The organism is Pseudonocardia aurantiaca (assembly GCF_039526725.1).
Taxonomy (GTDB): Bacteria; Actinomycetota; Actinomycetes; order Mycobacteriales; family Pseudonocardiaceae; genus Pseudonocardia; species Pseudonocardia aurantiaca.
Genome location: NZ_BAAAJG010000029.1, coordinates 14,380 through 33,690, shown reverse-complemented (window position 1 = coordinate 33,690; position 19,311 = coordinate 14,380). Strand labels below are relative to the sequence as shown.

Below are 19,311 nucleotides of genomic sequence, written 5' to 3'. Positions count from 1 at the left end.
GGGGTACTCCTCGGTACTGGGAACGGCGGTGCGGGCCGCAACGACGTGGAGCCCGCAAGCATGCCCGGCCACGGCGCCGGAGGGCGCCCGGCCGGTCGTCCTCGCGAGTCTAGGTGACCGGGCGAGGTACGCGCCGTCCGGCCACCTCGGCGGGCTCCGGGGCGCCGACGTCGGAGAACTCTGACGCGGAGAACTCGACGCCCGATCACATGACGTCCACCGCGATCGGCCCGGCCTGGTCGTCGGGGGGGATCATGGGCGAAGCGTAGTCGCCCGGCTACGGTGGCGGGCGTCAAATGCGCTCTGGGCGCGGAAGTCTCCCGAGCGGAGTTCGGTGACGGGGTCGATGGTCGAGCAGCCGCTCGACGAGCCGACGCTCCTGGTGCGCGCCCAGGAGGGCGACGTCCGGTCGTTCGAGCTGCTCGCCGGCCGCCACCGTGCTGCGCTGTACCGGCTCGCGGCGCGGGTGCTGGGCGACCCGACCGAGGCCGAGGACGCCCTCCAGGAAGCGATGTTCGACGCGTGGCGGCGCATCCGGTCGTTCCGCGGCGACTCGGCGTTCGCCACCTGGATGTACCGCATCGTCGTCAACCGGTGCGCCGGCATGCTCCGCCGCCGCACACCCGTGCCCGTCGAGGAGCCAGCAGAGACACCCGCGCCGGACTCCCCCGAGCGAGCGGCCGAGCTCGACGCCGGGCTGGCCGCGCTCGGGCGGGCCGTCGCCGGGTTGCGCCCGGACCTGCGGATCTGCTGGGCGCTGCGGGAGCTGGAGGGCCTCGGGTACGCCGACATCGTCCAGATCACCGGGGCGAGCGAGGACGCGGTGCGCGGCCGCATCCACCGCGCCCGGGTGCAGCTGGCGGTGGTGATGCGACCGTGGCGGTGAGCCCCGCGCCCAGCTCGGCGGCCTCCGCCCCGTCGAGGCCGGAGGCCTCGGCCACCGTCTCCCCTGGTTCCAGTGCGATCCCAGTCTCCACACGTTTTGATAGGCGTCGACCACGCCCCGCCGGTCGCGGGACAGCCGTCGGTCAGCGGCTGCGGCCAGGCCGGCCCTGCAGTACGCAGTCGCCGCACAGCCCGCCGGCGGGCACCCGGTAGTAGAGGCAGCAGCTGCGCCTTCGGAAGGTCCACGCCACGTCCGGGGCGGACGGGGCGAGCAGCTCCCCCGTACCCGCGAGCGGCCCCGTGGCGAGCAGCCGCTCCGCCACCTTCGCCGCGGGCGCCGCGGCCTCCGGGCGCGCCGTGCCCAGCACCCGCTTCGCCCCGGCGAGCGCGGACGCCGCGTTGCCCCACAGCACCCGCTCCGACACCGCCACCTGCGCATGCACGGCCGCTACCAGCGGTACGAGGTGCCCGTCGAGCACCGTCGAGGCCAGCTCGGTCGCGGGCAGGACGGCGGGCTCCGCGCACCAGAGCCGCAGCGGCCCGCTCGCGGCCGGCCGCCAGTGCAGGGCGTCCGGGGTCAGCGCGGGCACCACGTCGTGCAGCACCGCGGCGGCGAACGGCGCCGAGAGCAGCCCGGCAGCCAGCCCCTGGAACGCGATGGACGCGGCCACCCGGTCGTCCACAGCGCCCTCGCCGCCGAGCGCGCGGCGAACCTGGGCGATGCGGTCGCGAAGTGGTTGCGGATCCGCCCAGAGGTCGCGCAGCGGGCGCCACGTGGGGTCGGCCACCTCTGCCGGGTCGGTGCCGACCGCGAAGAACGGCCCGAGCCCTGCCACGTCGGCCAGCACGGCGCGCACGTCCACCCCACCAGTCTCCCTGGGCCGCTCTCCGCGACGATCCCGGTCCTCGCTCTGGGCGCTTCTCATGATCATTTCTGACGCCCTCCGACCGCCCCGAACCCGCGGGAGGCGACATCCGGACGAAACGGGCCGTACACATTACCGTCCCAGCCGCCCGGAGCGCCGTGCACGGAACGGTTGAGATCGTCACTACAACTCCGCCTGGCGAATCGCCGCTCCGACGTGCGACATTGTCCTTGCGATACCGCACCCGCTGACGCGTGCGCGCTCGTTAACCGTGCGAACAGCCAGCCGACGCCCCACAACGGCGTCCGGTAGTCGTGCCGGCGTCCGGAGAGCACCACTCCAGGACGCGCGGCGCAGCCCAGGCGTACGGAGATGCGCTGCGTGCGTCCGTCAGCCACAACCAGCGGCGCCCGCGCATCGGCCTGATACTTCGTCCCAAACGATCACGTCGTCCCGATGGCCGATATCGGGGTGCACCGAGACGACTGGAGGCATCTTGGCTGCGAACACAGCGGGTACCTCGGCGGGGCTCTACGCCCCTGAGTTCGAGCATGACGCGTGCGGCGTCGCATTCGTCGCCGATCTCGCCGGTCGCCGCGATCACGGAATAGTCCGTAAGGCGCTCACAGCGCTGCTCCGAATGGAGCATCGCGGTGCTCGCGGTAGCGAGGCGAACACCGGCGACGGCGCGGGCATCCTGATCCAGGTCCCGGACGAGTTCTTCCGCGCAGTCGTCGACTTCGAGCTGCCCGCTGCAGGCGCGTACGCCGTGGGCACGGCCTTCCTCCCGCTCGACGCGGAGAAGGCGGAAGCGGACGTCGCGGAGATCGACCGGCTCGCCGCCGAGGAGGGCCTGCGGGTCATCGGCTGGCGCGAGCTGCCCGTCGACCCCGACGCCGCCGGCATCGGCCCCTCGGCCCGCGCCGCCATGCCGGGTTTCCGCCAGCTGTTCGTGGCCGGCCTCGCCGGCGAGACCGGCGTCGAGCTGGAGCGCCGCACCTTCTGCCTGCGCAAGCGCGCCGAGCACAGCACCGGCACGTACTTCCCCAGCCTGTCGCCCCGCACCATCGTCTACAAGGGGATGCTCGCCGAGCCGCAGGTCGAGGCGTTCTACCCGGACCTCGCCGACGAGCGCGTGACGAGCGCGCTGGCCGTCGTGCACTCCCGGTTCTCGACCAACACGTTCCCGGCGTGGCCGCTCGCGCACCCGTACCGCTACGTGGCGCACAACGGCGAGATCAACACGCTGCGTGGCAACCGCAACTGGATGGCCGCGCGCGAGGCCCTTCTGGAGTCGGACGTCATCCCGGGCGACCTTACCCGCCTCTCCCCCATCGTCACGCCGGACGCGAGCGACTCGGCCACCTTCGACGAGGTGCTCGAACTGCTGCACCTGGGCGGGCGCAGCATGGCGCACTCGGTGCTGATGATGATCCCGGAGGCGTGGGAGAACCACGACGAGATGGACCCGGCGCGCCGGGCCTTCTACGAGTTCCACTCCACCCTCATGGAGCCGTGGGACGGGCCTGCGCTCGTCACCTTCACCGACGGCACGCAGATCGGCGCGGTGCTCGACCGTAACGGGCTGCGCCCGGCCCGCTACTGGGTCACCGAGGACGGCACCGTCGTGCTGGCCAGCGAGGTCGGCGTGCTCGACGTCGAGCCGTCCGCGGTCGTCAAGAAGGGCCGGCTCGAGCCCGGCCGCATGTTCCTGGTCGACACCGAGGCCGGTCGCATCGTCGACGACGCCGAGATCAAGGGCGCGCTGGCGGCAGAGCACCCGTATGCCGACTGGCTGCACGCCGGCCTGATCCGGCTGGAGGACCTGGCGAAGCGCGAGCGGGAGGTGCCGACGCACGCGGCGCTGACCTACCGGCAGCAGTCGTTCGGCTACACCGAGGAAGAGCTCAACGTCCTGCTGAAGCCGATGGCGTGCACCGGCGCCGAGCCGATCGGCTCGATGGGTAACGACGCCCCGCTCGCCCCGTTCTCGCAGCGGCCGCGCCAGCTCTACGACTACTTCACCCAGCTGTTCGCGCAGGTCACGAACCCGCCGCTGGACGCGATCCGCGAGGAGCTGGTCACCTCGCTCGGGTCGCTGCTAGGCCCCGAGCAGAACCTGCTCGGCGCCGGCCCGGCCAACTGCCGCACGATCGCGCTGCCGTTCCCGGTGCTCGGCAACGACGACCTCGCGCGGATCGTGCACATCAACGACGACGGGGAGTTCCCCGGCTTCGCCTCGCACACCGTCCGCGGGCTGTTCCGCGCCGCCGACGGCGGGGAGGGGCTCATCGCGCGGCTGGAGGAGATCAAGGCCGAGGTGTCGCGGGCCATCGAGGACGGCGCGCGGCTGATCGTGCTGTCCAACCGAGGGCTCGACAAGGACCTCGCGCCGATCCCGTCGCTGCTGCTCACCGGGGCCGTGCACCACCACCTGGTGCGGGAACGCAGCCGTACCCGGGTGGGGCTGGTCGTCGAGTCCGGCGACGCCCGCGAAGTGCACCACGTCGCGCTGCTCATCGGCTACGGCGCGGCGGCGGTCAACCCGTTCCTGGCGATGGCCACCGTCGAGGACCTCGCCGAGCGGGGCGACATTCCCGGCATCGACCCGGCCACCGCGGCGAAGAACCTGGTCAAGGCGCTCGGCAAGGGCGTGCGCAAGACGATGTCCAAGATCGGCGTGTCCACCGTGGCGTCGTACACGGGCGCGCAGATCTTCGAGGCGATCGGGCTCGGCCACGAGGTCATCGACTCCTGCTTCACAGGCACCACCTCGCGCCTCGGCGGCGTCGGTTTCGACGTGCTCGCCGAGGAGGTGCTGCGCCAGCACCGCCTGGCCTTCCCCGCCGACGAGGTGCGCGCCAACCACCGGTCGCTCACCGTGGGCGGTGAGTACCAGTGGCGGCGCGAGGGCGAGTTGCACCTGTTCAACCCGCAGACGGTGTTCAAGCTGCAGCACTCCACGCGCCAGGGCCGCTACGAGGTCTTCAAGGAGTACACGAGGTCCGTCGACGACCAGGCGAACCGGCTGATGACCCTGCGCGGGCTCTTCCGGTTCAAGGAGGGCGTCCGCCCGCCGGTGCCGATCGAGGAGGTCGAGCCGGTCGAGGAGATCGTCAAGCGGTTCGGCACCGGCGCCATCTCCTACGGGTCCATCTCCCAGGAGATGCACGAGACGCTGGCCATCGCCATGAACCGGCTCGGCGGCCGGTCCAACACGGGCGAGGGCGGCGAGGATTCGGAGCGGTTCACCCCCGACGCCAACGGCGACTCGCGGCGCAGCGCCGTGAAGCAGGTGGCGTCCGGGCGGTTCGGCGTCACCAGCGAGTACCTCGTCAACGCGAGCGACCTGCAGATCAAGATCGCACAGGGCGCCAAGCCGGGCGAGGGCGGGCAGCTGCCGGGCAGCAAGGTCTACCCGTGGATCGCGAAGACGCGGTACTCCACGCCGGGCGTCGGGCTCATCTCGCCGCCACCGCACCACGACATCTACTCGATCGAGGACATCAAGCAGCTCATCCACGACCTCAAGAACGCCAACCCGCTTGCCCGCGTGCACGTGAAGCTGGTGAGCCAGGTCGGCGTCGGCACGGTCGCGGCGGGTGTGGCGAAGGCCTACTCCGACGTCGTGCTCATCTCCGGCCACGACGGCGGCACGGGCGCCTCGCCGCTGTCCTCGATCAAGCACGCCGGTGCCCCGTGGGAGCTCGGGCTGGCCGAGACGCAGCAGACGCTGTTGGCCAACGGGCTGCGCGACCGGATCGTCGTGCAGACCGACGGGCAGCTCAAGACCGGCCGGGACGTCGTCATCGCGGCGCTGCTGGGCGCCGAGGAGTTCGGCTTCGCCACGGCGCCGCTCGTGGTGTCGGGCTGCATCATGATGCGGGTCTGCCACCTCGACACCTGTCCGGTCGGCGTCGCCACGCAGAACCCCGAGCTGCGCAAGCGGTTCGACGGGCGCCCCGAGTACGTCGTCAACTTCATGCGGTTCATCGCCCAGGAGGTGCGCGAGTACCTGGCGCAGCTGGGCTTCCGCACGGTGGCCGAGGCCGTCGGGCACGCGGAGGCGCTCGACACCGACGACGCCGTACGGCACTGGAAGACCCTGGGTCTGGACCTGCGCCCGATCTTCCACATGCCCGATCTCCCGCCCGGCGCCGTGCGCCACCAGGTCAAGGCGCAGGACCACGGGCTGGAGAAGGCGCTGGACAACACGCTGATCCAGCTCTCGGAGGGCGCGCTGTCCTCCGGGGACAAGGTCAAGCTGGAACTGCCGGTGCGCAACGTCAACCGCACCGTCGGCACGATGCTGGGCTACGAGCTCACGCGGCGCTGGGGCGGCGAGGGCCTACCCGACGACACCATCGACGTCACGCTCAGCGGCTCGGCCGGGCAGAGCTTCGGCGCGTTCGTGCCGAGGGGCATCACGCTGCGGCTGGTCGGCGACACGAACGACTACTTCGGCAAGGGCCTCTCCGGCGGGCGGCTGACGCTGCGGCCCGACCCGGCGGCGCCGTTCACCGCCGAGGAGAACGTCATCGCCGGCAACGTCATCGGCTACGGGGCCACGTCGGGCGAGATGTTCATCCGCGGGGTCGTCGGCGAGCGGTTCTGCGTGCGCAACTCGGGCGCGCTGGCCGTCGTCGAGGGTGTCGGCGACCACGGCTGTGAGTACATGACCGGCGGCCGGGTGGTCGTGCTCGGCGGCGTCGGGCGCAACTTCGCGGCCGGCATGTCGGGCGGCGTCGCCTACGTCCTCGATCTCGTCCAGGACCGGCGACTGCGCGGGCGCGTCAACGGCGAGATGGTCGACATCGACCCGCTCGACGACGACGACCGCGTGTTCCTGCGTGACTCGGTCGAGCGCCACCACGCCGAGACCGGCTCGGCGGTCGCGCTCGCGCTGCTCACCGACTGGGACACGGCCGTCGACCGGTTCGGCAAGGTCATGCCCAAGGACTACAAGCGGGTCCTGCAGGCCCGCGCGGCGGCCGAGCGCGACGGCCGCGATGTGAACGAAGCCATCATGGAAGCGGCACACGGATGAGCGAACTTGCGAGCGAATCAATGTCTCAGCGCCTTCGCGAAGCGCAGGCCGAGCGCAGCGAGGTTGCGATGAGCGGCAACGTGAACGAAGCCACAATGACGATTCTTGGGACGATTCTTGGGGAGGCCGCACATGGCTGACCCCAAGGGATTCCTCAAGGTCCCTCGGGAGACCCCCACCCGCCGTCCCGTCGACCTGCGCCTGATGGACTGGCGCGAGGTCTACCAGGAGTTCCCGGACCACCACCTGGAGCGCCAGGCCAGCCGGTGCATGGACTGCGGCATCCCGTTCTGCCACCAGGGCTGCCCGCTGGGCAACCTCATCCCGGAGTGGAACAACCTCGTCTACCGGGAGGACTGGCGGGAGGGGATCGAGCGGCTGCACGCCACGAACAACTTCCCGGAGTTCACCGGCACCCTGTGCCCGGCCCCGTGCGAGGCGGCGTGCGTCCTGGCGATCAACAGCGACGCCGTGACGATCAAGCAGATCGAGCTGCAGATCATCGACCACGCGTGGCAGGAGGGCTGGGTCACCGCGCAGCCGTCCATCACGAAGACGGGCAAGAAGGTCGCCGTGGTCGGCTCGGGCCCCGCGGGCCTCGCGGCCGCCCAGCAGCTCACGCGCGTCGGGCACGACGTCGTGGTCTACGAGCGCGCCGACCGCATCGGCGGCCTGCTGCGCTACGGCATCCCCGAGTTCAAGATGGAGAAGCACCGGCTGGACCGGCGCCTCAAGCAGATGCGCGACGAGGGCACGCACTTCCGCGCGTCCGTCGACGTCGGCACCGACATCACCGTCGAGCAGCTGCGCGCCGAGTTCGACGCGGTGGTGCTCGCGGGCGGGGCCACCGCTTGGCGGGACATCCCGGTGCCGGGCCGCGAGGTCGAGGGCGTGTACCAGGCGATGGAGTACCTGCCGTGGGCCAACCACGTGCAGCAGGGCGACATCGACTCCCCGCCGATCACCGCTGAGGGCAAGCACGTGGTGATCATCGGCGGCGGCGACACCGGCGCCGACTGCCTCGGCACCGCCCACCGCCAGGGCGCCGCGTCCATCACGCAGCTGGAGATCATGCCGACGCCCCCGGAGAAGCGCACCGAGGGCATGCCGTGGCCGACCTACCCGATGGTCTACCGCGTGTCCTCGGCCCACGAGGAGGGCGGCGAGCGGCTGTTCTCGGTCAACACCACCGAGTTCGTGGCCGACTCCGACGGCAAGCTCGCGGCGCTGCGCCTGGTCGAGGTCCGGCGAGATGAGAGCGGGCGCTTCGTGCCGGTGGAGGGCACCGAGCAGGAGCTCCCAGCCCAGCTCGTGCTGCTCGCCATGGGCTTCGTCGGCCCCGAGAAGGGCAAGCTCCTCGCCGACCTGGGCGTCGAGCTGGACGAGCGCGGCAACGTCGCCCGCGACGGCAGCTTCATGACCAACGTCGACGGCGTCTTCTCCGCAGGCGACATGGGCCGCGGCCAGTCGCTGATCGTGTGGGCGATCGCGGAGGGCCGCGCCGCAGCCGCCGGTGTGGACGCCTACCTGACCGGCCGGGACGTCCTCCCGCGCCCGATCAACCCGACGGACCGCCCGCTCACCTAGGCCAGGAGCGCGCTGGGCTGACCGCCGCGAGAGCTACCCGACCTGCACGAGAGGGCGGCTCTCGCGGCGCTCGGCCTTGGCCCGCCGGCGCGCGCGCAGCCGGGTCACCAGCGCGAACGCGCCTGCCGACAGCCCGCCCATCACCATCCCGGCCACCAGCCCGCGCAAGGGGTCACCGCCGGTCAGCGGGCCGAGCAGCAGCCCGACGGACATCATGTAGCAGGCCCACAGCGCGGAGCTCACGAGCGAGCAGGGCACGAACCGGCGCAGCCCGAGACCGTAGCGCCCGGCCGCCGTGGTGCTGACCAGCCGTCCGCCGGGCACGAACCGCGCGCCGACGATCGTCACCGCGGGCCGGCCCACGACATTGCGCCGCACCCACCGCGCGATCCCGCCGTCACCGGGCACCGCCACCCGCCGTGAGGTGCGCCCGAGCGCGAACAGCAGGTGGTCGCCGACGATGGATCCGACCAGGGCTGCGGCGAGCAGGCCGAAGGCCATGGGCACGTCGTTCGACCCGATGGCGACGGCCGACGCGGTCATCAGCAGCGGCTCGCTGGGGACCACGGGGAACGGCCCGTCGAGCGTCACGAGCAGGGCGAGCAACGGCAGGAGCCAGCCGCTGTGTAGCAGCAGCACGACGTCCATGAGGGCCCCCTGGGTCCATTGCAGTTCTCGCTCGGCACCAGCCTGGCCGTTACGCGGCCCGTGCTCTGCCCGGCAGGCACCCCGATCCGAGTGGGGGCTGTCCCCACCCTCTCAGCGGCGACGGAAGAACCGCGCGGACTCCGGCCGGAACATCAGGGTCAGGGCCGTCAGCACCGCCGCGATGTGCAGCACGCGCAGCGCGCTCACGACCAGGGTCGGGCCGTCGGCCGCCGTCAGGAACGCGACGGGGTCGCCGCCTGCCGCGAGCCACGACACCGGTTCCACGACGAGCGACAGGGTGCCGATCCCGCCCAGCAGGGCCGCCACGGCCCACCGCACGGCGTTGCGGCCGGTGTAGAGGGCCAGCACCAGCACGGTGAGACCGGTGTAGATCGCGAAGCGGACGCCGAGCTGCGCGAGGGTGGGCGGCTCGGGCAGCAGGAGCCACACCAGCGCCTCCACCGCTCCGGCGGCGATGGCTGCGAGCCAGAGCCGCACCGAGGCGTGGACGGGCGGCGGTGCGACAGATGGGCTGACCGGGACAGGTGCGGCGCTCATGGCGGCCTCCTCGGTGGACGATGCCGCCGAGTGTTCGCGCCGGGCTCCGCAGGGACAGGTGGGCAGTCCTCCGGATCGGACGGGGGACAACCCCCGTCGAAAGCCCTTGTCGACAGTCCTCGGAATCCTCTGGTAAACAGGAGGGTTGCAATTGCCGAGAATTCGGCTAACGCGATTCTGTAACCATTCTACCAGGAGGTTCCAGCAATTGTCGAGCTTGGCTGAGGATCGCCGCTACATCGAGAAACTGTACGAACGGCTCGACGCTGAGCGAGCCGCCAACGAGGCCGGGCTGGTGGCGGCGCAGCGGGCGACGGGCAGCTCGCCCGGCGAGATGTCGCTGCGCGAGGCCGCAGTGCGATCGCTGGTCACGCGGCTGGCCCGGCTGCGCGGCGGGACCGACGGGCTGTGCTTCGGACGGCTCGACGCGGCCGACGGGACACGCACATTCGTCGGGCGGCTCGGGCTGCTCGACGAGGAGTACGAACCGCTGCTCGTCGATTGGCGGGCACCGGCGGCCCGTCCTTTCTACTGTGCAACGGCGGCGCGTCCGGAGGGGTTGGTCCGCAGGCGGCACTACGTAACGCGCCGGCGCCAGGTCGTCGCCGCCCACGACGACGTGCTGGACGCGGGCGCGGACGGCGTCGGCTCCGATGCCGCCCTGTTCACGGCGCTGGACGCACCCCGCACCGGTTCCATGCGGGACATCGTCGCGACGATCCAGGCCGAGCAGGACGAGGTGATCCGGCTCGGCAGCACAGGAATTGTCGTGATCGAGGGTGGCCCGGGTACCGGCAAGACCGCAGTGGCACTGCACCGCGTGGCCTACCTGCTCTACACGCACCCGCAGCTCGCCCGACGCGGCGTGCTCGTTGTCGGCCCACATCCGAGGTTCCTCGAGCACATCTCGGCGGTGCTGCCCTCGCTCGGCGAGACCGACGTCGTGTTCGCGACGCCAGGAGCGCTGCTCCCCGGACTCGCCACCACGGTCGAGGACAACCCGTGCACGGCGCGGGTGAAAGGCTCCCTCGTGATGGTCGACGTTCTCGCCGCCGCGGTGCGTGACCGGCAGGCGGTGCCGCCCGCGGACGCCCCGATCGCGGTGCCGCTCGACGACGTCACCGTCGAGTTGACCGCGGACATCGCGGCCGCCGCCCGCGAAGGGGCCCGCGCGACCGGCAAGCCGCACAACCAGGCGCGCCCCGTCTTCGTCGAGGGCGTGGTGGACGCGCTCACCGAACAGGCCGTCGACCGCATCGGCGCGGGCTGGCTGGCGCCGCGCGACACGCCGGACCTGGCGGCCGAGCTGCGCGCGGACGCCCACGCGGAGCTGCGGGCGAGCCCGGCGCTGCGCGCCGCCGTCGACGCGCTGTGGCCAGAGCTCACCCAACAACGGCTGCTCGAGGAGCTCTTCGGCTCGTCCGAACGGCTCGACGCGGCAGGCGCGGTGCTGCCTCCGGCCGACCGGGCGGCGCTGCTGCGGGCGGACGGGGCGGCCTGGACCGTGTCCGACGTGCCGATGCTCGACGAGGCCGCGGAGCTGCTGGGTCAGCTCCCGGTCCGGGGCCGGCGCACCGCGGACGCCGCCGAGTACGCCGAGGGCGTGCTGCAGATTCTCGACGGCGACCCCACCGACCCCGACGAGCACGACGACGCCCTCCTGCGCGCAACCGACGTCCTCGACGCCGAGGCGCTGGTGGAGCGGCACGCGGAACGCGACGACCGCACCGTCGCGGAGCGCGCCGCCGCGGACCGCGAGTGGATCTACGGGCACGTGGTCGTCGATGAGGCGCAGGAGCTGTCGGAGATGGACTGGCGGGTGCTGGTGCGCCGCTGCCCGACGCGCTCCTTCACGGTGGTCGGCGACCTCGCGCAGCGGCGCTCGGCCGCGGGCTCGCGCTCCTGGGCAGCAGCCGTCGAGCGGTACGCTCCGGGCCGTTGGACCCACCGGCTGCTGTCGGTCTGCTACCGCACACCCGCCGAGATCATGGCGGTGGCCGCCGCCGTTCTCGCCGCGCACGACCCCGGCCACCAGGCGCCCGAGCCGGTGCGCTCGACCGGGGTGCGGCCCTGGGCGCGGAAGGTGGGCCCGGATGAGCTCGCCGCCGCCGTCGCTGAGGCCGTGCACGCCGAGGCGAGGAACGGCGGCTCCGTCGCGGTTGTCACGGGGGTGCCGCTGCCGCCGGTGGAGGGTGCCACGGTGCTCTCGCCACGGGAGGTGAAGGGTCTCGAGTTCGACACCGTTCTGGTCGTCGAGCCGGCGGCGATGGTGACGACCGGGCCTGGCGATCTTTACGTCGCGCTGACGAGAGCGACGCAGCGCCTGGGCGTGCTGCACAGCGGCCCGCTGCCGGCGGGCCTGGAGATCTGACCGCGCAGCACTCAGACGCCACGCAGCCGCTGCGCACCGGCGCCGCCGTAGCGGTCGAGCACGCGCCTGCGCATCGTGGGGTCGGCCCGCGGGACGGGCTCCAGGAAGACGTCCGCCAGGTCGGGGAAGCGGGCGTGCAGGTCGGCGTCTATGTCGACGCACGCCCGCTCGAGTTCAGCGACGCTGAGCGAGTCGTCGAAGTCGAGCCGGGCGCAGAGCAGGATCTGGTCGGTGCCGATAGTCATGGTGAGCAGGTCGACGACCTGGTCCACCTCCGAGCGCGCGGCGAGGGCATCGCGCAGCGCGTAGACGGTGCGGCGGTCCGCCTGACGACCGATGAGCAGGCCCGCGTTGGTGCGGCCGAGCACAAACGCCACCCCGGTGAGGAGCACACCGATCAGCACGGACGCGAGCCCGTCCCAGAACCCCGAGCCGGAGAGCTGGTGCAGGCCCACCCCGCCGAAGGCCAGCACCAGTCCGATGAGCGCGGCGCTGTCCTCGAAGAACACGCTCTTGACCGTCGGGTCGTCGGTGCGGCGCAGCCACTCCCGGAACCCGACGCCCTCACGGGCGGACTCGGTGCGCACCTGCCGCACCGCCTGCACCCAGGAGGCACCTTCGAGTAGGAACGACGCCCCGAGCACCGCGTAGGCCACCCACGCCAGCGTCTGTTCGGCCTCGCCGCCGAGCATGGTCCGCACGCCCTCGACGAAGGCGAACACCGCGCCGGAGACGAAGATGCTCACTGCCGCGATGAGCGCCCAGAAGAACCGGGCCTTGCCGTAGCCGAAGGGGTGTCGGCGGTCGGGCCGCCGTGCCGACTGCCGCAGCGCGGTCAGGAGCAGCAACTCGGTGGCGGTGTCGGCGACGCTGTGTGCGGCCTCGGCGAGCATGGCCGCCGAGCCGGTGAGCGCCCCGGCCACGAACTTCAGCACGGCGATCAGGGCGTTCACGGCCGTCGCGACGAGAACGGTGAGTGTGCTCTCGCCCTGCCCCTCGGCGCCTGGCCCTTCCTCTGCTGCCACAGCGCCGAGGCTACGGCGAGAAGGGCCCGCCGGGATCAGCGTCCGGCGAGCCGCTCCACAACCGGGGCGAACGCCTCGACGAAGGCCGAGTTGACGCTGACGTAGGACACGCCCAGCGCGTCGCGGCGGCGCTGCAGCTCGTCGGCCATCTCCGTGACGCTGCCGCGGAGCATCGCCAGTGAGTCGTGGGCCACCAGCGTAGCGGCGTCGGTGCCGGTGAAGGCGCGGACCCACGGTGGGACGTCGTCGCCGACGACGAACAGGTTCATGGCGATCTCGATGTCGTCGGCGCGCTCACCCGCCGCGGACCGCAGCCGCCCGGCCATGCCCGCGACCTCGTCGCGAGTGGCCAGCGGCCGGGCGGCGAGCGTGACGATGTCGGCCTTCTCCGCGGCCAGGTCGAGCGCCTTCGGGCCGGCCGCGGCCACCAGCACAGGGGTGCGCTGGTCGCCGTCCAGCTCACGCAGGTGGTCGATCGCCTCGCCCATCTGCCGCAGGCGCTCCCCGCCGGTGCCGAACGGCAGGCCGAGGCGCTCGGCGAACGTCTTCGCGTCGGGACGCCCTGTGCCGATGCCGAACTCGAAGCGGCCGTCGGTGAGCACCGAGAGGCTGTGCCCCTCCCACGCCGCCGACAGCGGTGGCCGCAACGAGCTGGCCAGTACGAACGTGCCGACGCGAAGCTCCTTGGTCGCGCTCGCCGCCAGCGCCAGCGACGAGAACGGGGCGAGGAGCTGCAGTCCGTCGGGCATCAGCACGGTCGAGTAGCCGAGCTCCTCGATCCGGCGGGTGGTGGTGGCCCACTCCCCGGGCCCGGCGGTCGGCATGGCCACAACCCCGAAGCGGAACGTCCGGTCGCTCATACTCTTCCCTTCCCCGACATAATCATTACGAGGCAGAATCGTTCTACTGCGTATATGGTTTGTCAACTGATACGGTCTGGGCCGTGGCCGCCAGCCCCCAGCCCTTCGAGCCCCCGCCAGGAGCGGCGTTCCTGCTCAGCGCCCTCGGCTCACTCGCCGCCGCCCGGTTCGCCGAGCGGGTCGCCGCACTCGACCTCGCTCCCCCGCAGGTGGGCCTGCTGCGCGCGATCGCAGCCACCCCCGGCCAGAGCCAGCAGGCGGTGGCGCAGCTGCTCGGCACCCCGCCGAGCCGGCTCGTCGCGCTGGTCGACGGGCTCGCCGACCGCGGGCTCGTCGAACGCCACCGCAACCCCACCGACCGGCGGCTGCACGCCCTCCACCTGACCGACGCCGGGCGTGCCACCCTCGGCAGGCTGGAGAACCTCGGCCAAGAGCACGACAACGACATCTGCGGCGCCCTCGACACCGAGGAGCGCGCCCGGCTACGTGCCATGCTGATCCGCATCGCCGAGGACCAGAACCTCACGCCCGGCGTCCATCCCGGCTACCGACGGGACTGCTGACACAGTTATGTGCCCGGGTCACACAGGACCCGGCCGATCAGTGGTTGCACGGCACAGAGCGAATCGGGCGCGTCGGACGTACCGTCCTGCGTCATGAGTGCTGCAACGGGGCCGCTGCTCGCCGGGCGTACGGCCCTGGTCACGGGGGCGGCGTCGGGCATCGGAGCCGCGATGGCGCGGCGGCTGGTCGCCGACGGCGCGGACGTGGTGGCCGTCGACCGCGACGAGGCGGGGCTCAAGGCCCTGGCCGACGAGGTGCCCGGCGTGCGGCCGGTCCCGTGCGACCTCTCCCACCTCGCCGCCGTGGACGCGCTGCCCGCCGCCGTCGACGTGCTGGTCAACAACGCCGGGCTGCAGCACGTCGCACCTGTCCACGAGTTCGACCCGGACCGCTTCTCGCTGATCCTGCGCGTGATGCTGGAGGCCCCGTTCCGGCTGGCCCGGCTCACGCTGCCGCACATGTACGCCGCCGGCTGGGGCCGGGTGATCAACATCTCCAGCGTGCACGGCCTGCGCGCGAGCCCGTTCAAGTCCGCGTACGTCAGCGCGAAGCATGGTCTCGAAGGGCTCTCGAAGGTGATCGCGCTGGAGGGCGCCGAGCACGGGGTCACCAGCAACTGCATCGACCCCGCCTACGTCCGGACGCCGCTGGTGGAGCGGCAGATCGCGGACCAGGCCCGCACGCACGGCATCGACGAGGACGCCGTGGTCGAGGAGATCATGCTCGGCCCAGTGGCGGTGAAGCGCCTCGTGGAGCCGGACGAGGTGGCCGCGCTCGCCGCCGTGCTCTACGGCCCGGCGTCGGCCTCCATCTCTGGATCGTCGCTGTCCATGGACGGCGGCTGGACCGCCCACTAGTAAAAACCGGGAGACAACGTGGTCGACAGGCAGCCCCGCAGCAACATCGTCAAAGTGGTCGCGGCCAGCATGGCCGGCACCACCGTCGAGTGGTACGACTTCTTCCTCTACGGGGTCGCCGCCGCCCTGGTCTTTCCGGCCGTCTTCTTCCCGTCCAGCGACCCGGCGGTCGGGGTGCTGCTCGCACTCGGCACGTACGCGATCGGGTTCGTCGCGCGGCCGGTGGGCGGGCTCGTCTTCGGCCACTACGGCGACAAGATCGGCCGCAAGACGCTGCTCGTCATGAGCCTGGTGATGATGGGCGCCGCGACGTTCGCCATCGGCCTGCTCCCCGGGTACGACTCGATCGGGATCGCGGCTCCCGTGCTCCTGATCATCCTGCGGCTGGTGCAGGGCTTCGCCCTCGGCGGCGAGTGGGGCGGAGCCGTGCTCATCGTTTCCGAGCACGGCGAGCCGGCCCACCGCGGCTACTGGGCGAGCTGGCCGCAGGCGGGTGTGCCGTTCGGCCAGCTCCTCGCGAACGGGCTGCTCTTCATGCTCGCGGCGGTGCAGGACGAGGCCGCGTTCGCGGCGTGGGGCTGGCGCATCCCGTTCCTGCTCTCCGCGGTGCTCGTGCTGATCGGCCTATATGTCCGGCTGTCGGTGGAGGAGTCGCCGGTGTTCCAGGCGGCGCAGGCCAAGGCCGCCGAGCAGGCCGCCGCCGGCACGAAGGAGCAGATGCCGATCATCGAGGTGTTCCGCCGCTACCCCCGTGAGGTGTTCACGGCGATGGGCGCGCGGTTCGCCGAGAACGTCTCGTACTACATCTTCACGATCGTCGTCACGACCTACGCCACGCAGCGGCTGGGCCTGTCCAGCTCGTTCGTGCTCGGGGCGGTGCTGATCGGCGCGGCCGTGCACCTGGTGACGATCCCGATCTGGGGCGCGCTGTCGGACCGGTACGGCCGTAAGCCGCTCTACCTGATCGGCGCCGCCGGCGTGGGAGTGTGGGCGTTCGTGTTCATCGCGCTGCTCGACACCCGCAGCTTCCCGCTCGTCGTGGTCGCGATCGTGGTCGGGCTCCTCTTCCACGGGGCGATGTACGGGCCGCAGGCGGCGTTCCTGTCCGAGCTCTTCGGCACCGACGTCCGCTACTCGGGTGTGTCGATCGGTTACCAGCTCGCGTCTGTCGTCGCGGGCGGGCTGGCGCCGATCGTCGCCGTCGCGCTCTACACGAGCTTCGGCACGGGTTACGCGGTCTCCGTGTACGTGGCGGTGTGCGCGCTGGTGACGATCTTCGCCGTCGCGACCTACGGCGAAACCCGGCACCGCGACCTGTCCGACGTCGACGCATCGAGCCGCAGCGCCGTCCGCTGAGCGCTGACCGTCCGCTGAGCGCTGCCACGGAGAACGGGGACGGCGGTGGCATCATCGCCGCCGTGTCCCGCACCGCACTGGAGCTGCTGCGCCTGCTGGCGCACGACGCCCCCGCGGAGCGGATCGAGGAGCAGGCGCGGGCGCTCGCGGCGGCCGACCCGGAGTCCGGGGCGGTCGCCCGCGAGCTCGCGTTGCGGGTGCGGGCCGGGATCGACGGGCACCGCCGCCGCGAGGCCGAGCTGTCGGCGCTGGTCGACATCGCCAGGGACCTCGCGTCACTACCCGAGCCGGGCGGCGTGCTCGACACGATCGTCCGCCGCGCGCGCAGACTGGTCGGCGCGGACGTCGCGTACCTGACGCTGGCCGACGCCGAGCGCGGCGACACGTTCATGCGCGCGACGGCCGGCTCGGTGTCGGCGCGTTTCCAGGCGCTGCGGCTGCCGCAGGGCGCCGGTCTCGGCGGGCTCGTCGCCCAGACCCGGAGGCCGTACTGGACGCCCGAGTACCCCGGCGACGCGCGCTACGAGCACACCTCCGAGATCGACGCCGCGGTGGGCGAGGAGGGGCTCGTCGCGATCTGCGGCACGCCGCTGCTGGTGGACGGCGACTTCGTCGGGGTGCTGTTCGCCGCCAACCGCACGCGGCGCCCGTTCGCCAGGGGCGAGGTGGCGCTGCTCGGCTCGCTGGCGGCACTCGCGGCCGTCTCCCTCGTGCAGGCCCGCCGGGCGGCCGAGACGGCCGACGCGCTTGCCGCGCTCTCGGCGGCGCACGCCGGGATCGAGCAGGCGGCGGCCGCCCACGACCGCTTCGCAGGCGTGGTGCTCTCCGGCGGCGGGGTGGACGACATCGCGGCGGCTCTGGGCGAGCTGCTGGGCTGCTGGGTTGCCGTGCTCGACGTCGACGACCACCGGCTTGCCTCGTACGGGCAGGCCCCGGAACCGGGGCCGGAGCACGACCCGCTCGCCGACACGGAGGCCGTGCGCCTGTCTGTCGCGTCCGGGCGGCTCGCGGAGGCGGACGGGATGTGGGCGGTCGCCGTGAACGCGGCCGGGCAGCGGCTGGGCGCCCTCGTCCTCGGCGGCTGCCGCGACCTCGACAGCGGCCAGGGCCGGACGGTCGAGCGGGCCGCGATGGTGACGGCGCTGGTGCTGCTCTTCCGGATGCGCGCGGCGGAGGCCGACCAGCGTGTGCGCACGGACCTACTCGCCGACCTTCTCGCCCGCCCGGCCGGCCAGAACGACGGTGGGCTGGTCGAGCGCGGCAGGCTGCTCGGCCTCCGGCTGCAGACGCCGCACGTCGTCGCCGTGTGCCGGGGCGCGCGGCGGGGGCTGCACCTGGGGGCTGCCGCCGCGGGCAACGGGCGCGGCCTCGCCGGTGACCACCAGGGCGCGGTCGTCGCCGTCGTCCCCGGCCGGGACGCCTCCGCCGTCGCCGCGGAGCTGGCGCGGCGGCTCGGCGACGGGGTCACGGTGGGCGCGGCCGGGCCGGTCGTCCCGGCGGCGGGCCTGCGGGAGGCCCACGCCGAGGCGGTGCGCACCACCGACGCGCTGGCCGCGATGGGCATGGCGGCGGGCTCTGCGCGCGATCTGGGTTTCGCCGGGCTCGTCGCGGGCGGGCCTGCCGACGTCGACGGGTACCTGCAACGGGTGCTCGGGCCCGTCAGCGAGTACGACGCACGCCGCGGCAGCGACCTGCTCGGCACACTCGTGGCCTACTTCGCTGCGGGCGGGAGCCCCAGCCGTGCGGCCGGGGCGCTGCACGTGCACGTCAACACCGTCGCGCAGCGGCTGGAGCGCGTGGCGTCGCTCCTCGGGGACGACTGGGACCACCCCGACCGCGCCCTGGAGATCCAACTCGCCCTGCGGCTGCAGCGGCTGCGGAGCGGGACCCACACGTGACGACCCCGCGCGCCCGCGTCAGCAGCCGGACGCCCAGTCGTAGCCGTCGTCGGCGCCGACCAGGGCTGAGGGCCACACCTCGACGAAGGTCTCCTCGTCCACCCACGCGCTGTACCGCTCGAGCCCCATCGCAGCCACGAGGCCGTCGGTCTGCGTGCGCTGCTCGCGCAGCGCGGCCACCTTGCGCGCCAGGATCGCCCCGTCGAGCACCAGATCGACGTCGAGGTCGTCGACCGGCACCGTGACCGGATAGCCGTCCAGGTAGACGTCGGCGTCGCGGTGGAAGGCCTCCCACCGGCGCGCGTGCCGATCGCTCACCGCCGCGTACAGCAACCGCGCTCCCGGCGGGGCGGCCCGTTCGAAGGCCGCGGTCGTCCACCGCGACACGGCCTGGTGGTCGGTGTGGCCGGTGATCCCGTCCGGACCGAACGTCAGCACGGTCTGCGGGCGGACCTCGGTGATCAGCTCGCAGAGCCGCCCGACCGCCGCCTCCGGGTCGGCGTCCGCGCACCCGCCGTCGCTGTGGCCGAGCCAGTGGTGCTCGGTCACCCCGAGCACCTTGAGGCAGCGGGCCAGCTCGACGGTCCGTTCGGCGGCCAGCCGCTCCGGCGGCCACACCAGGGGGTCGGGAGTGCCGCCCTCGCCGCGGGTGGCCGTCACGCACACCACCCGCGAGCCGGCGTCCCGCTCGAGCGCCATGAGGCCACCGGACAGGTAGGCCTCGTCGTCAGGGTGCGCCCAGACGCCGAGCACGGTGCCGAGGCGGGCGATGTCTGCAGAGCTCATGGC

Annotated in this window: 15 protein-coding genes; 9 read left to right on the top strand and 6 right to left on the bottom strand. The window is 72.7% G+C overall.

Features of this window, described 5'->3' with window-relative positions; all coding sequences use genetic code 11:
* The first annotated feature begins 334 nt into the window (after positions 1–334).
* The gene (locus tag ABD143_RS35910; RefSeq protein ID WP_343987547.1) at positions 335–886 is read left to right on the top strand and encodes an RNA polymerase sigma factor; all 552 of its coding nucleotides are present in this window, start codon (positions 335–337) and stop codon (positions 884–886) included.
* A gap of 142 nt (positions 887–1,028) precedes the next feature.
* On the opposite strand, the gene ABD143_RS35905 is transcribed toward ABD143_RS35910, so the two are convergent.
* A complete protein-coding gene (locus ABD143_RS35905) occupies positions 1,029–1,748 on the bottom strand; it encodes a (2Fe-2S)-binding protein (RefSeq protein ID WP_343987545.1) in 720 nt (239 codons plus the stop codon).
* Between the two features lie 496 nt (positions 1,749–2,244).
* Between ABD143_RS35905 and gltB the strand changes: the two genes are divergently transcribed.
* The 3 genes from gltB to ABD143_RS35890 are packed head-to-tail and all read left to right on the top strand — an operon-like array spanning position 2,245 to position 8,385.
* On the top strand, positions 2,245–6,798 hold the full coding sequence (gene gltB / locus ABD143_RS35900) for a glutamate synthase large subunit (protein WP_379659773.1): 4,554 nt from the start codon (positions 2,245–2,247) through the stop codon (positions 6,796–6,798).
* Positions 6,795–6,938 (top strand): hypothetical protein, encoded by a 144-nt coding sequence (locus ABD143_RS35895; protein ID WP_343987541.1) that lies wholly within the window; start codon positions 6,795–6,797, stop codon positions 6,936–6,938. The genes gltB and ABD143_RS35895 overlap by 4 nt, the downstream gene beginning before the upstream one ends.
* Positions 6,931–8,385 (top strand): glutamate synthase subunit beta, encoded by a 1,455-nt coding sequence (locus ABD143_RS35890; protein WP_343987537.1) that lies wholly within the window; start codon positions 6,931–6,933, stop codon positions 8,383–8,385. Before ABD143_RS35895 ends, ABD143_RS35890 begins: the two co-directional genes overlap by 8 nt.
* Positions 8,386–8,418: 33 nt before the next feature.
* Here the strand turns inward: ABD143_RS35890 and ABD143_RS35885 are convergent, their stop codons facing one another.
* Complete coding sequence (locus tag ABD143_RS35885) at positions 8,419–9,033, bottom strand: DedA family protein (RefSeq protein WP_343987534.1); 615 nt, start codon at positions 9,031–9,033, stop codon at positions 8,419–8,421.
* 111 nt (positions 9,034–9,144) lie between these two features.
* Positions 9,145–9,591 carry a hypothetical protein gene (locus tag ABD143_RS35880; protein WP_343987531.1) on the bottom strand — a complete coding sequence of 149 codons (447 nt, stop codon included), beginning with the start codon at positions 9,589–9,591 and terminating at the stop codon, positions 9,145–9,147.
* A 208-nt stretch (positions 9,592–9,799) separates the two neighbouring features.
* On the opposite strand from ABD143_RS35880, the gene ABD143_RS35875 reads away from it, so the two are divergent.
* The gene (locus tag ABD143_RS35875; RefSeq protein ID WP_343987529.1) at positions 9,800–11,962 is read left to right on the top strand and encodes an AAA family ATPase; all 2,163 of its coding nucleotides are present in this window, start codon (positions 9,800–9,802) and stop codon (positions 11,960–11,962) included.
* Between the two features lie 11 nt (positions 11,963–11,973).
* Here the strand turns inward: ABD143_RS35875 and ABD143_RS35870 are convergent, their stop codons facing one another.
* Together ABD143_RS35870 and ABD143_RS35865 are read right to left on the bottom strand one after the other, a co-directional pair.
* Positions 11,974–12,987: a cation diffusion facilitator family transporter gene (locus ABD143_RS35870; RefSeq protein ID WP_343987527.1), complete on the bottom strand. Its 1,014-nt coding sequence runs from the start codon at positions 12,985–12,987 to the stop codon at positions 11,974–11,976.
* 35 nt (positions 12,988–13,022) lie between these two features.
* Positions 13,023–13,847 carry an LLM class flavin-dependent oxidoreductase gene (locus tag ABD143_RS35865; RefSeq protein ID WP_343987524.1) on the bottom strand — a complete coding sequence of 275 codons (825 nt, stop codon included), beginning with the start codon at positions 13,845–13,847 and terminating at the stop codon, positions 13,023–13,025.
* Between the two features lie 83 nt (positions 13,848–13,930).
* On the opposite strand from ABD143_RS35865, the gene ABD143_RS35860 reads away from it, so the two are divergent.
* The 4 genes from ABD143_RS35860 to ABD143_RS35845 all read left to right on the top strand — a co-directional run bounded on the left by ABD143_RS35860 (position 13,931) and on the right by ABD143_RS35845 (position 18,522).
* Positions 13,931–14,410: a MarR family winged helix-turn-helix transcriptional regulator gene (locus ABD143_RS35860; protein WP_343987522.1), complete on the top strand. Its 480-nt coding sequence runs from the start codon at positions 13,931–13,933 to the stop codon at positions 14,408–14,410.
* 93 nt (positions 14,411–14,503) lie between these two features.
* Entirely contained in the window at positions 14,504–15,268 is a 765-nt protein-coding gene (locus ABD143_RS35855; protein WP_343987519.1) for a 3-hydroxybutyrate dehydrogenase, read from the top strand.
* Positions 15,269–15,286: 18 nt separating this feature from the next.
* Positions 15,287–16,624 (top strand): MFS transporter, encoded by a 1,338-nt coding sequence (locus ABD143_RS35850; protein ID WP_343987515.1) that lies wholly within the window; start codon positions 15,287–15,289, stop codon positions 16,622–16,624.
* 62 nt (positions 16,625–16,686) lie between these two features.
* The gene (locus tag ABD143_RS35845) at positions 16,687–18,522 is read left to right on the top strand and encodes a helix-turn-helix domain-containing protein (protein ID WP_343987513.1); all 1,836 of its coding nucleotides are present in this window, start codon (positions 16,687–16,689) and stop codon (positions 18,520–18,522) included.
* Positions 18,523–18,540: 18 nt separating this feature from the next.
* Here the strand turns inward: ABD143_RS35845 and ABD143_RS35840 are convergent, their stop codons facing one another.
* Positions 18,541–19,308, bottom strand: a complete 768-nt coding sequence (locus tag ABD143_RS35840) for a PIG-L deacetylase family protein (protein ID WP_343987510.1) — start codon at positions 19,306–19,308, stop codon at positions 18,541–18,543.
* Positions 19,309–19,311: the final 3 nt, after the last annotated feature.